General features: G+C 59.3%; 10 protein-coding genes and 1 tRNA gene. 1 reads left to right on the forward strand and 10 read right to left on the reverse strand.

The features are described from left to right. Positions 1-2: 2 nt before the first annotated feature. Genes dpdA through BM070_RS24460 form a run of 3 tightly spaced genes read right to left on the reverse strand, consistent with a single transcriptional unit; the run spans position 3 to position 3,330 of the window. The gene (gene dpdA, locus BM070_RS20965; protein WP_092941565.1) at positions 3-1,292 is read right to left on the reverse strand and encodes a tRNA-guanine transglycosylase DpdA; all 1,290 of its coding nucleotides are present in this window, start codon (positions 1,290-1,292) and stop codon (positions 3-5) included. Then, on the reverse strand, positions 1,289-2,461 hold the full coding sequence (gene dbpB / locus BM070_RS20970; protein ID WP_092941567.1) for a DGQHR domain-containing protein DpdB: 1,173 nt from the start codon (positions 2,459-2,461) through the stop codon (positions 1,289-1,291). The genes dpdA and dbpB overlap by 4 nt, the downstream gene beginning before the upstream one ends. Next, complete coding sequence (locus tag BM070_RS24460; RefSeq protein WP_139222899.1) at positions 2,461-3,330, reverse strand: hypothetical protein; 870 nt, start codon at positions 3,328-3,330, stop codon at positions 2,461-2,463. The genes dbpB and BM070_RS24460 overlap by 1 nt, the downstream gene beginning before the upstream one ends. A gap of 193 nt (positions 3,331-3,523) precedes the next feature. Between BM070_RS24460 and BM070_RS20980 the strand changes: the two genes are divergently transcribed. Beyond that, positions 3,524-4,313, forward strand: a protein-coding gene (locus BM070_RS20980) for an IS5 family transposase (protein WP_092941571.1) whose coding sequence is annotated in 2 segments (ribosomal slippage) — positions 3,524-3,798 and positions 3,797-4,313 — 792 coding nt in all. Because the reading frame shifts where the segments join, the coding sequence is not laid out codon by codon here. A gap of 8 nt (positions 4,314-4,321) precedes the next feature. On the opposite strand, the gene BM070_RS20985 is transcribed toward BM070_RS20980, so the two are convergent. From BM070_RS20985 to BM070_RS21010, 7 genes are all read right to left on the reverse strand, one after another. Next, entirely contained in the window at positions 4,322-5,518 is a 1,197-nt protein-coding gene (locus tag BM070_RS20985; RefSeq protein WP_092941573.1) for a PD-(D/E)XK nuclease family protein, read from the reverse strand. An 11-nt stretch (positions 5,519-5,529) separates the two neighbouring features. Then, entirely contained in the window at positions 5,530-7,884 is a 2,355-nt protein-coding gene (locus tag BM070_RS20990) for a DEAD/DEAH box helicase (RefSeq protein ID WP_092941575.1), read from the reverse strand. Positions 7,885-8,216: 332 nt separating this feature from the next. Next, positions 8,217-8,999: an HAD family hydrolase gene (locus tag BM070_RS20995; RefSeq protein ID WP_175518571.1), complete on the reverse strand. Its 783-nt coding sequence runs from the start codon at positions 8,997-8,999 to the stop codon at positions 8,217-8,219. 64 nt (positions 9,000-9,063) lie between these two features. Further along, positions 9,064-10,068 (reverse strand): Pycsar system effector family protein, encoded by a 1,005-nt coding sequence (locus BM070_RS24895; RefSeq protein WP_175518572.1) that lies wholly within the window; start codon positions 10,066-10,068, stop codon positions 9,064-9,066. A gap of 134 nt (positions 10,069-10,202) precedes the next feature. Next, positions 10,203-11,543 carry a tyrosine-type recombinase/integrase gene (locus BM070_RS21000; protein WP_092941579.1) on the reverse strand — a complete coding sequence of 447 codons (1,341 nt, stop codon included), beginning with the start codon at positions 11,541-11,543 and terminating at the stop codon, positions 10,203-10,205. A 226-nt stretch (positions 11,544-11,769) separates the two neighbouring features. After that, positions 11,770-11,845: transfer RNA gene (locus BM070_RS21005), tRNA-Phe, on the reverse strand. 70 nt (positions 11,846-11,915) lie between these two features. Further along, entirely contained in the window at positions 11,916-12,674 is a 759-nt protein-coding gene (locus BM070_RS21010) for a response regulator (RefSeq protein WP_092941581.1), read from the reverse strand. Between the last annotated feature and the right edge of the window lie 23 nt (positions 12,675-12,697).

Here is a 12,697-nt window from a genome sequence, read left to right on the forward strand (position 1 = left end):
TTCTACTTTCGCTCTTGGAGCTTGCCGGATATGCGGGCCACGTGTTCGGAGTAAACGTGCAGGTTGTGGAACCCTCTGCGCTTGTTGCGGTTCGACGACCGAAAAATCATGACCTCAATGCCCGCCTCGCGGCACGCGCGGCAGGTGCAGTCCTTCCAGGGAGCCACCTCAAGTGTCACGCGCAGTCGGTCCTCTGTCTCCATGATCGCCTTAGCGAGCGCCTTCTCAGTTTTCGCCTTCGCCGTCTGGTACATGCGCTGGTAAGCCATTACGGCGTCGACGGTCGCTTGCAGCTTCAGCTTGCCGGCGTCGAAGGCACGCAGTGCGGTAAGCGCCGCCTGCTCTGTCTTGGCTGCGTCTTCTTGGCGTAGTTCCCCACGGAGGCTGGCTCGAATCAGCGCTGGGTCCTCGACGGCAAGCGGCACGCGAATGGCGGTGTAGTATTTGAGCCCCAGTCCGGCAGTCGGAACGTAGTAGTTCGACTTTGCGTCCATGAAAGCCCGATACAGGGGCGACGTCGTGTCGAAGCTCTCGATACCGTAGTCGTAGAACTCGCTGATCTGCTCCGCCTTGGCGAAACCGAGGATGTGAAGCCGCGTGGTCGCCTTGAGCTTGCTGCGGATGGCTCGCAGTGCAAGGTGAATCTCGCTGGCAGCAAGCGGGACCATTCCTCCAACAGCCAGGTAGTCGTAGCCCATTTTTTCCAGTTGTCGAGCAGCCTCAGCCATGCTGTCCGGTGACCAGCCTTGAATTGCCCCCAGGGGGGTGAAGCCTGGAATTCCCTTCGTTGCCTTCAAGAAGACGCTGGCGTTCTCCTGGGTGATATCGAAACGCTCACGCTCGTCGCCTTCAGCGCCGCTCAGCCCTTTGGCCTCAGGCCGGAACCCAAAAATGATGTGATCGACGGAGCACCCGTGGGTGAACTGCCCTTCCGCATAAAACCGCGACATCTCCTCAGCTGAATAAGGCGGCACCTTCTCGTTGACGTATGTGAATGCGCCGCAGTCGCCATAGATCGGAAGCGACTTCAGCACCGGCGTGTCCATCCGCAGGAACGCGCGCGCTCCCTCGCGCCGGAACCTCATGGCATGGGCATCGCTGTACTTACCCTTGACTCGACTGTCGCCGACGATGCCGCGGGACACGAGCACGCCATCGTAAGGTGGCTTCGGAAAATACTCGTGCGGATAGAGGTCCGACCAATAGGGCTTCCGGCCAGCAGCACTCCTATCCCGCACGAAGTCGTAGTCCGGGTCAATCTGGTCGATTGAATCTGCGTAGATGAACTTCACGGCTCGCTAGCCTTGACGTAGGCAGCGCTAAGCGCCTGAATGATGCGATTGGAACTCTTGCTCGTCATCTCAAGCGCGTTCCACGGCATATCGATGCCCCGCCAGCTTCCAGATGTCCACGCGCACTCGTTCGCAATCTTCTTCAGCTCGGACGCGTAAACCGCCTGGGCGTTCTTGTGCGAGAAGCCCACGCGTGCGCAGATGCGGTCCATCATCACGCCCATCACCGTGATACCGACGGCTGACGTCAGCTTGCTCTTGTCGGGGGACAGAACCCAAGCCTGAGGAAAGGTCGCCGCGACCGCGGACCAGTAGGCGCTCAGCAAGCGGTACATCTCCGCCAAGTCGGCTCCGCCACTGCCGCTGACCTTCAGGTGCAGCAGCGCACCGCTGGTTCCGTTGAGGCGATCGCGAATCATCCGCACGATGGCCGAGTCGACAAAGACGTCAGCTCGGTCGGGCTTCAGCGACGTGCGCGAGATGCGCCCATAGAAGGGGGACTTTGGCCGCTGGTTCAGCAGGTTGCACAGTTCGCTGGGTATCTTGTTCGCCGCCAAGTCCCTCGGAAGGAGGGAGTCATCGGTGGTGGGCAGCAGTTCGTCAATCAAACGCTGCTTCAAAGGGCGAGCCCGGTTGACCAGGATGAACTGCTCGCGATGGGTCTCGATGGATGCGGACTCGAACGCCACCACGGGCACAAGCAATTGTCCGTTCTGCGACTTGGACAGTGCAAGGGAACGCTGCTGGCCATCAACGATCCAGGCAACCTTCTGGCCGTCGGGACGAATGGGCAGCGTGAGGCGCCCTGCTTCAACCCCTTCGACGGTGACTTGGTCGCCCTTCGGGCCTCGCTTCGCTTGGAAGGTCACGCTAGGAGCGATCGCGAGGATCACCGCATTTGGGAACAGCCCCGGGCCCTTGTCCAGATACTCAGCGATCTGGCGCACATGTGTCTGAATCTCGGCGCGTTGGAAGCCGACCAAGTTATTGTCCTGCCCCTCACGCTTAACCCGGCTCATGTCGGCAATCTGCGCAATCCTGTCGCCTGGCAGCACGAAGCTGTAGACCTTGGCGTCGCCTTGGCGGAACCGCAGGGCGTTGAGCGTCAGCGAGGTTGTTCGCGGCTTCGAACCGCTACCCTTGGCTGGTGAAACTTGATTCGTGGCCATCAAAGAGCCTTCCCTCGTTGTTCATAGACACCGCGGAAGCGGACCTGCTCGCAAGCAAATCCAATACGGCGAAACTCGCTGAGCAGCGCTGTTGCTGACCTCGTTCGTCTCGGGTCGACCGACTCAATCCAATGAAAAATCTGCGCGTCTGACTGGCTCTTCCGCTTCGGCGCCGGTGCGACGGATGCGCTCCCTAACTCCTGCATTACCTTCTCTCGCTGCACAGCGATTTCAGCGGCCTCCAGTTTGTGACGGACGATCAGGTTGGCGAAGTGGCCGAGGGCTCGTTGGGAAAAATACGCATTGGCGCCCTTTGGCGCCGTCGGGACGCCCGAAAGTCGGCGGTCATAGCGAATGACGTAGGGCTCCAGCCACACCGGCACTGATGCTGTCTCGGAGACGATCAGTCGCAGTTTGGTCCTTTGGAAGTTCGACAGCGAGAACAGGTCATCGGCGACCATGCTCAGGTATGACCCTGGCAACGCCATCAAGACTTGGCCGTCCGTACGACACACCAAAGATGCTATTGGCCTGTCCCGACCCAGTTCGTTGTTGAGCGCGCTCCACCACTGCGCCGCGCTTGCTTCCCTGCTAGCCAGCGCAGGGGGACATGACTCACCGGCCACGGCGCTGAGGTCGTAGCTAGGGATCTGGCGCCACTCAGGCAATAGCGAGAGCCCTGCAGAAACAAAATAGGCAGAGCATCCAAGACGCCGGGCTGCCGCCAGCGCCGCCTTGACTCCCGGGCCGCCGTAGATTTCCCCGGCACGCCCTGCAGGCGCAGCAGCATTGACGCGTTTGACCCACTCACGGGCGAAAGGTTGTAAGTGCTGCTCGCGCACGGCAGCTACGGTCAGCGTCGGATTCACGTGAACCCGTTTTGTGGAACTGCAGGAGGACAGAATTATCATGGCAGAGAAACTGTAGGATGCATAGTATCTCCGATGCGCAATTTCTTGCATATCTTTCCACCGGCTAAGTGCGGTAACCCGACTGCATTGCGGGGTGCGCGGATTTCAGAGCGTGTTCAAAGTTTCCGTGCAAGCATGAGAAGCTCGGGAGATAAGAAAAGGCTATCCAAGCGACATCAAGCGCGAGCAGTTCGAGCAGATCAGGGAGTTGCTGGAAAGCGCTCGCAGGAAGACCGCGCCGCGCAAGTTGGAGCTCTATGAATTGTTCTGCGCGGTGCTCTACCTGCTGCGCACTGGCCGTCAGTGGAGAGCCCTGCCGAGCGATTTCCCCAAGTGGCGCACAGTGCACTCGTACTGGAAGATCTGGAGCGAGCCGCGCGAAGGCGGTAGCCTGCTGGAGCGGGCTTTAAAAAATCAGGTTGGCGGCCCGCGAGCAACAGGGGCGCAACGCCTGCAGCAGCTTCTTGATCATCGACGCGCAGAGTGTGAAGAACACGGACACGGCGGGCGCAAAGGGCTATGACGCGGGCGAGAAGGTCTCGGGCATCAAGCGCCATGTGACGGTGGACAGCCAGGGGCTACCGCATGCGGTGGCGGTGACGACGGCCGAGGTGACCGACCGCAAGGGGCCGCTGCAGGCGCTTGGACGCTGCAAGCCGAGCCTGGAGCGGGTCAAGAGCGTGCTGTGCGACAGCGGCTACGTGGGCAAGCCGTTCGCCCAAGGCGTGCGCGAGATCGTGGGGAAGCAGGCGACTATGCAGATCGCCAAGAAGAGCGAGTTGCGGGGCTTCCAGGTTATGCCCAAGCGCTGGGTGGTCGCGCGTAGCTTCGCGTGGCTGGAGAAGAACCGACGGCAGTGGAAGAACTGTGAGCGCTGGCTCAACACCAGCCTGCAGTTCATCCACCTCGCCTTCCTGACTCTGCTGATCAGGAGACTTTGAACACGCTCTCAGGGGGCGTGCGGGGCGGCCACCACGTAGCCAGGATCTACGCCAAACGGCTTGGGACAGAAGTAGCGGAAATCGCATGCTGAGCACGTTTCCTCTTCTTGACAATTTGGAGCCCAAGCCTTGCTGATGTCCTCGCAATAAATCTCGTCGCTGATGCGTTTTTCAATCTCGAGCACAACTTCGTCGAAGGCTGCGCCAGCACGCTCAATGCTCGCGGAAGTCACCGGAATCACGCGAAGCGCGCGCCCGATCCGAAACGTTTCGGAGAACTCACCTCCGGGCCGTGTTCCTGGGCGAGCCATTGAGAGCACGTAGTCGTCGGGACTTCCACGTGCCGGAATGATGTCGGTCAGCCTGTTGGTGATCTGGGCCCGAATCTTGGCGGCGTCAGCCACGCCCGGGAGCAATTCGTTGACATAGATGACAATCCCGGCGACAACGGGTTTGGCGTCGACCTTTCGGCCGCGAAGCCATGCGTACATCTGGATCTGCCAATCGTGCTGCTGCCAGTAGTCCCGCTTGCCGGTTCCTACATCCGGCCTGGCTGCACCCTTATAGTCGACGATCACTTCGAACTCTGGCGGAATTGACTGACCCGCAGCCTCCAGAGCCTTCGTGACAGCAGCGCGGATCAGGTTGTCCTCGGGAACCGCGCTGAGCGTGATGTTGGTCAGAACGTCCGCCACGCCCGTTACCCCGTATCGCTCTGCACGAAGCGAGTCGTTCGTAGGATTCGGCAACGCGCGGGAACCAGACAGCGGCTCCTCGGCGAAGGCGACCAACGGAAACAGGGCTGGCCCAATCAAATTGACGGCCGCTGCGGCGCGGTCGTACGCCATCCTTCGGGCGTCGCTACTGCGAGCAATCTTGCCCTGCACCGCGAGCACGAGTTCGATGCGACGTCCGATCTCGCCAATGTCGTTGTCCGGCAGGCCCATGCCCATCTCCCTGTCTTCCCAGGCAATGGGCGTGTACGGCCACGGCAGGGCCAGCCCGCGCTCCTTCCACATCGTGTAGGCCATCTCCATTACGCCGTGAATGAACTCGCCGAACCACAACTGAACTGGGCGAGCAGGTGGTAGCGCGCTCCCGTTCTGATACCGGTACTGCAGGCCACACCGAAGGTAGGACAGCAGGTCACCGGTGAGGCTGTAGTCGGGAACGGTCTTTGGCTCTTGGCGGACGTCGAGGCTCAAGGTCGGTCTCCTTAGATGTTCTTGATAAGCATGTTCTCGGGCGCTGTCGGCGCGCCCTTCTTACGTGGAGGCTCCACTCGCCAGGCCCACGACGCGTCGCGCCGCCAGAAGGTCGCGACGTTCTTTACTGAGGTCGCGTACTCGATGTTCTTCCGTAAACCCACGAGCAGCAGGATGGTTTGAGGCCGGCTGTAGGCCACGTAGTACAGGCGCATCAGATCGTCGAACGTGCGATCCAGGTCAGACCTTGTCATGCGCAACTCTCCGACGTCCGTGAACGGTGCCAGGCTGGTCTCCATCTCAACGGTGGCCGATGCGGTGACCGGGAAGCGCTTGAAGCGCTGCATCCGATGGTCCATCTTGAACTCTGAGCCGACATCGACGATGACCAGCGGGAATTCCAGCCCCTTTGACTGGTGGATTGTCATCACGCTCAGCCTATGGCGCGGAATGGCGAAGAGGAGGTCTTCGTCGATGTCAATGACCTTGTCGGCAACGGCGGCCAACAGGTCGCGGAACACCGCCGCCCTACTGCGCTCGTTGTGCGGCGCCTTGTGGATGATGGAAAAGCCGTAGCTTGAAAAGTTCGTACCCTGGGATACGCACCGCATGATGGCCTCAAGGTAGACCTGGTGCTCCGGATCGTTCTGAAACTCTGGCATCCAGACGATGAGCTTGTAGAGAAGGTCCAGCAGCGGAATCTCCCCGGGCCATTCGCCTCGAGATGCCCTCGTCTCACGCCATCCCTTCACGTAGGCCTGCAGCGACCCTTTCGATGAGTGCGGCATGGGGTTGGACGCAATGAATTGACGCGCCTGCTGGCGCCACTGAGAGATGTACCGTTTGGCATCGCCAGTGACGGTCATGCCCTGTTCGAGGTAGTCGGTGTTGTCCAGGCACAGCGCTACCAAGCCAAGCAGTTCGCCAACGCGCGAGATGTCTCGAAGGTCCTGACCGCGAGGATTAAAGACTCCGGAACCTTGCTCTTCCAGCTTCTCCCGAATGAGCGCGGGCAAGCAGGGAGTCAGACCGCCCGTCCGACCGTCAGGCTTGAACTCTCGCACAGTTGAAGCCAAAAGAACCGCGTCACCGATGGCGCCGTGAGGCTCCCCCTTCTTGATGAGTACGCCTTCGATAGTCTTGCCAGCGCCGTTAAACACCTCTGAAAGCAGCTTCGTCAGATCTTCGGCAAGGTCCTCCAGGGAGTCGCGAAACATTCCGAGAACAGGGATGTGCCGACTGTCGTTGACCTCCTTGATGGCCGGCTTGTCCGCGACTCGGGCACCTTGGAACGCCTCGTCGAACGACGCGAAGGCGTTGAAGAAGCTGACGATCTCCGGCGACGAACGGTGGTTAGCTACCAGGTAGACGAGTTCAGTCTTACCGCCCACATCAGCTGCATAGCGACCGCGGAAGCTTGTAAACAGTTCAACCGTGGCCCCACGGAAGCGATAGAGCGCTTGGTCGTCGTCACCAACGACCGAGAAGGAAGCACCTGAAGCTCTCGCCAGCGCGAAATAGATCGCCTCTTGCAATGGGTTGGTGTCTTGGTACTCGTCGACAAGTATTGCGCTGACAGGTGTCAATTGTTCGTACAGGCGACCCGCCGTCAACCCATGCAGGATTCGCTCAGCACAGAGCGCGAAGTCGTACATGTGCTGTTTCTGCAAATACTCCCGGTAGTCTTGCAGTAGCTTGACCTGAAGCGCTTCCCCACGCCCGCTGGCACGCAGAGCATCGATGTCCACTAAGTCCTGCACGATGCGGTTGTTCACAGTCGTGGAGACCCGCGCGGCTTCACCCTGACTGCGAATTTCGTCCTGCCCGAAATTGAACCTTTGCAGATAGGTCTTGAGCGTCGCCTCACCACCATCGCGGTAGGTCGGACCGAACACCTTTCGCGCATATACGAAGTCGGCCGCGAACTGCTCCAACATGACGGGCGCCGGCTCACCCACCTGCCTCGTCGCCCCCAGCCACCGCTGACAGAAGCTATCGAGAGTTCCAGCCTGAATCGCGTTGATATCCAGCGCCGCCAGCCAACGTTGACGATCAACGTCGCCTGATAGCTTAGCGGATTCACTGAAGTGGGATGCCAGGCGCAGGCCCCAGCCAATCAATCGACTTGAAATTTCGGCAGCGGCCTTGCGCGTGAAGGTCGTAATGAGAACTTGGTCCGGCGGCATGCCATCAACAAAGACATGCCTAAGCGCACGAAGAACTAGTACCCGGGTCTTACCTGAGCCAGGCCCAGCGACAATCATCAGCGCTATGTCCGTCCCGTGCTTTACGCAGCGCTCCTGCGGCTCATTGAGCCCCTTCAGCAGCTCATCGACGGTAGCCAGAAATTCTTCGATAGGTATCACTAGGACTCCTTGTACTTTTCGTCACATTGTGCTGTACAGCCTCACCATCTCATAGAGACAAACCCCTGCACGCGCGCGATGCGCCGCCTGGCTAACAGGCAGGGACTTTCGTGTTGCAGCCGCAAGCTGTTGGATGAAGATAGGTGAAGCACCTGCGCGCAGACACGTAGGTCGTCGGGTCCACCACGCATCAACATTCAGGCTGAATAGCGATCATCGTTGGCTATTTAGGAGCGAGTCGATATCCGGGCAGCGACAGTACGCCATGTGATCAGCATCGTGGCCGTAGCTATTCCGTCTAACGGCGAGAGCCTTGTAACTCAATGGCCACGCTATTGAGCCGCGATTGATTCATCCCTATCGATTCCAATGCACCACTTGACTGCATCGAGGAAGTCCATAGCGAGATAGTCCACGGCCCCGTGATCGCCATCCTTTTGCCACGCCGGCTTAAAGCGGCTAGGGACCAAGACCGTAGAACACCCGGCTGCCTTCGCTGGAACTATGTCGCGATCAGGTTGATCGCCGACGACCACAACCTGAGACTCAGAGAATCTGGCAACGATACGGCCAAACTGACTCTGCTCCTTGGTCATTTCCCAGACACCATCGAACGACTCCGTTAATCCGTGAAAATCGAGAAGCGTCTTCTGTCTTTCGACGCGTCCTTCTGTCATCACAAACAACCTGAGTCCGGCAGCTTTTGCGGTACACACCCCATCAACAACACCTTGGAGCAGCTGTGGATTGCTGCTTAGCGCCCGTTGGTACTGCGCGACGATCGCATCCACCGCAACCTGATTAACCAAAACACTCAGAGTCAATTGACCGGCAATGGCCTGTTGTGATGCAGCCTCTGGACTGTGCCCTGCCAAACCCGCCTCCACGCTCCGCACAAGTAGCTGCGGTGGGTAGCGCAAATGCAGGTGGTGCCTCTGAGCCAATGCCTGGTCGTAGGCCCGAATGAATGATAGACGATCAGCGTCCGTGCATTTGCTTTGCGTCTGTTTCTCGACGAGAGAGAGCAGCAGCAGTTGAGCATCCCGAAACACCGCATCGGTATCCCAGAGAGTGTTGTCAGCGTCTACTAGAGCGACCGTGGGATTGCGCGACATGGTTTGGACTCCGTAGATGAATTGAGGCCAATATACGAACTTGGTAGCTGACCAAATAAGCCAACTAGTTCTTTTCAACAGAATTTTTTGGCGTCGGATTGGACGTAGAGCCAGCTCCGGTCTTAGTGCGTTGGGGTGATTTGGTGACGGTCTGAGACTCTGCAATCTGCTTTTCGGGCAGCTGTAGAGTAGCCGTGGAAATAGAAGCACAAGAGTCAGGGAGAGCCTGCGGTGGTGAAGTTGCCGCAACGCCGGAGCCCACTGTCTCGGCATTAGCTTTGGGCGGCGGCGCCACAATGACGAACGTCATAATGAGCGAGCAAAACAGCCCAAGCAGGATGCGGATGCTCCAAAGCAGGAGGCGCTGCCCGGGGTCAAGATAACGAAGCTTGTCTGCCACTTTCGCAGAGATCAGATACGCCTCAGTCACGTAGTTCTTGTAGTATGTCCGCAGTAGCTCACCTCGATCGCCAGCAAACAATTCCCCCCATGACTCCGGCCGCGTTCGTATGACTTGCTTGAAAAACAGCACCGACCCGACCTCTGGCTTATCAGCCTGATCTTTCCCACCAGGCCAGACAAATCGCGTTGACATAGCATGAAATGTCACCAGCGCTCCGGCCGCCACTAACAACAGGTAAAGGCCAAACAGTCCATAGGTGATCATTACCCATGGAGCGGCATCGCGCACCGATGCTTGGCCACTATGTAGCGGATAAAAGTCTATAAATTTGCCGAATACAGTAGCAATCGCGGCCGTAAGAAAGGCTACTATCGTCAGCAATCGACCCGCCTTTGCATCCTGGTACTCGGTCTGCTTCCTCGCCTCATCCAGAGAATCCTTTGCACGGTCTAGCAGCAGTTTGGGGTCAGCAGATTTGATCAATTCATCAGGGCTAAATGCAAATCCGCCAAACGAATCCTGTATTCCCTTAAGCATGTCCTCGGGGCTGAGGTTCGCCCCCCCGTCCGCCTTCCGCGGGTAGTAAGCCACGTCAACGCCAAACATAGATCCAAATAGCGCACGCACAACATCGATGGGCGACTGAATGATGGCGGGAAGGTTCATAGCTCTACTGGTTAACGAAGTCGAACATATTGTGGTGTTGATTTCCGGCGAAATCTGCGCCATTAAGGTCAGCCATTTCCATTCAGAGCTTATCCACATCAAAGGGGCGCTAGCCCCTTCTGCCCCTGAACTGGTCAAACATGCGTTTGATCCGCTTGACTATACCGCCTCAATGTCATGGGCCGAAACTCCGGCAGCGCCGCATGGCTGCGGAAGTCCGCAGTGCCATCCCGCAACTGGTCAAGGTAGTCTGCCCAAACCTGCATCATCGCCCTGCGCTTCTCAATGTATTCCGCACGGTTGTACGCATTGCCATTGGGGTCCTTCACCTCGTGCGCCAGTTGCAACTCAACAACCGCCGGCTCGATCGAGAGCGCTTCGGCAAGGAGCGTCCGCGCCGTCGCCCGAAATCCGTGGGCAGTGACAACGTCGGATGAGTAGCCCATCGACCTCAGTGCAGCGTTGATCGTCCCGTCCGACATCGGCCTGCCAAACCGACCTTCGGCAGGGAACACGAATTCCCCGCGCCCGGTCAGCGCATGCAGATCCCAGAGGATGTCGACCGCCTGCCGCGGCAGCGAGACGAAGTGTGGGTCACCATCCAGCTTCTGCTGCTTGGTGCGCTTCATACGCATCGACGAGACGAAGAACAACCCGTTGGGAAGATCGATTTCATCCCAGGTGGCTTTGCGCAGCTCGCCAGGCCTGAGGAAAAGCAGCGGCATCAGCTTCATCGCCGACCGCACGATCATGGAGCCGTGGTAGCCATCGATGGCTTTGAGCAACTCGGCCAGCGGCCGCGGCTTGGTGATGGCGGCGAAGTGCTGAGGGGTGGGTTTTTCCAGGGCACCACGCAGGTCCCGGCACGGATCTGTCTTCAGGAGTGTCTCGGCGATGCCGAACCTGAACACATTGGAGGAATGCTCGAGAGCCCGGTGCGAGGTTTCCACCGTCCCTTGTTTTTCGATGCGCCGGCACATCTCCAGCAGGTGAATCGGCTCGATCGAGGCGATCGGCATGTGCCCGATGAAAGGGAAAACATGGATTTCGAGGCGCCGGATCACCTTGGAGCTATAGGACTCCATCCAGCCCTTCTGCCGAATATCGAACCACCTTCGAGCCACATCTTCGAAGGACCCCACGATCGGCAGGCCCTCCGACACCCGGCGCTCAGCTTCCGCCTTTGCGAGGATCACAGCCCTCTTTTGCTTGCGCAGTTCGCTGGGATTGATGCCCGCTGCAACTTGCTTGCGGGCCTCGGTGGCGCGTTCGCGTGCCATCTTGAGATCCACTTTGGGATAAGTCCCCAGGCTGATGGTCTTTCGACTCCCCTCGAAGGAGTAGTCGAAACGCCAGCCGTGCTGACCTGTGCTCTTCTTCGCCGCCAGCAGGTACAGCCCGCCTCCGTCGAACACCCGTCCGCCGAGGGCGATGTTCTTGATGACTTGTTCGCTTGTGATCAGTTCCAATGCCATTTTTTCCAGCCTTCCGCGCAGTAGCGCATGCGTTTCGATGCACCGCAGTAGCCCTGCAGTAACAGCACCGATTCTTCTGGCTGCTACTGCAGTAACTGCTGCAGGACGACTGGTTTGGGCTGGAAGATTCTGGATCTCCCTGGACAACAAAAAAGCCCTAACGTGTTGTCACGTAAGGGCTTTTGGATACATCCGCGAAGTTCTTGGACTTCCGCAGAAATGTGAGTGGTGGCCTGGGACGGAATCGAACCGCCGACACAAGGATTTTCAATCCTCTGCTCTACCGACTGAGCTACCGGGCCTAAGCCTTAAATTATAGCCAGAAAAAATCGACTTCCAGAAAGAAGCGAGATTTTTTCTTGCAATGACCTCTCAGCCCCGTTTGCCGCGGCCCAGATCCACGCCCAGCTGGCGCAGCTTGCGGTAGAGGTGGGTGCGTTCCAGGCCGGTCTTTTCGGCGACGCGGGTCATGGAGCCGCCTTCGCGGGCCAGATGGAATTCGAAGTACGCCTTTTCGAAGCCGTCGCGTGCTTCGCGCAGGGGCCGGTCCAGGTCGAAGCCCTGGCGCGACTGGGGGCCGGAGCCCGCCGCCGCCGCATCGGCGGAGACGATGGTGGACCCCGCCACGGCGCCCAGCGGAGCGGCCGCCGGGGCCGCGCCGCCAAGGGTGAGAGCGCCACTGGCGCTCTCGCCAGGCTTGCCGATGCCGGCGCCGCCCTGCGCGGCAGCGGCTGCCGGCGGCGTGGCGGACACAGGGGGCTGGTTGGCGCTGCGGGCCAGGCCTTGCTCCACGGCCTTGAGCAGCTTTTGCAGGGTGATGGGTTTTTCGAGGAACGAATAGGCGCCGATGCGGGTGGCTTCCACGGCGGTGTCGATGGTGGCGTGACCGCTCATCATGATGACCGGCATGGTCAGCGTGCCCGCGGTGGCCCATTCCTTGAGCAGCGAGACGCCGTCGGTGTCGGGCATCCAGATGTCGAGCAGGACCAGGTCGTAGTTCTGTGCGGCACGGGCGGCGCGCGCGCGCGTGGCGTTCTCGGCGAGGTCCACGCTGTGGCCTTCGTCATTGAGGATTTCGGACAGCAGGTCCCGGATGCCCAGCTCGTCGTCCACCACCAGAATATTTGCCATGTACTTCGATCCGCCTTGTGTGT

The sequence above is a fragment of the Paracidovorax wautersii genome (assembly GCF_900113035.1).
GTDB lineage: Bacteria > Pseudomonadota > Gammaproteobacteria > Burkholderiales > Burkholderiaceae_C > Paracidovorax > Paracidovorax wautersii.

What these genes read in the sequence shown, in the direction of transcription:
- dbpB (WP_092941567.1), bottom strand. Translation starts at nt 2,461, where the DNA reads ATGGCCACGAATCAAGTTTCACCAGCCAAGGGTAGCGGTTCGAAGCCG.
- BM070_RS20995 (WP_175518571.1), bottom strand. Translation starts at nt 8,999, where the DNA reads ATGTCGCGCAATCCCACGGTCGCTCTAGTAGACGCTGACAACACTCTC.
- BM070_RS24895 (WP_175518572.1), bottom strand. Translation starts at nt 10,068, where the DNA reads ATGAACCTTCCCGCCATCATTCAGTCGCCCATCGATGTTGTGCGTGCG.
- BM070_RS21000 (WP_092941579.1), bottom strand. Translation starts at nt 11,543, where the DNA reads ATGGCATTGGAACTGATCACAAGCGAACAAGTCATCAAGAACATCGCC.
- BM070_RS21010 (WP_092941581.1), bottom strand. Translation starts at nt 12,674, where the DNA reads ATGGCAAATATTCTGGTGGTGGACGACGAGCTGGGCATCCGGGACCTG.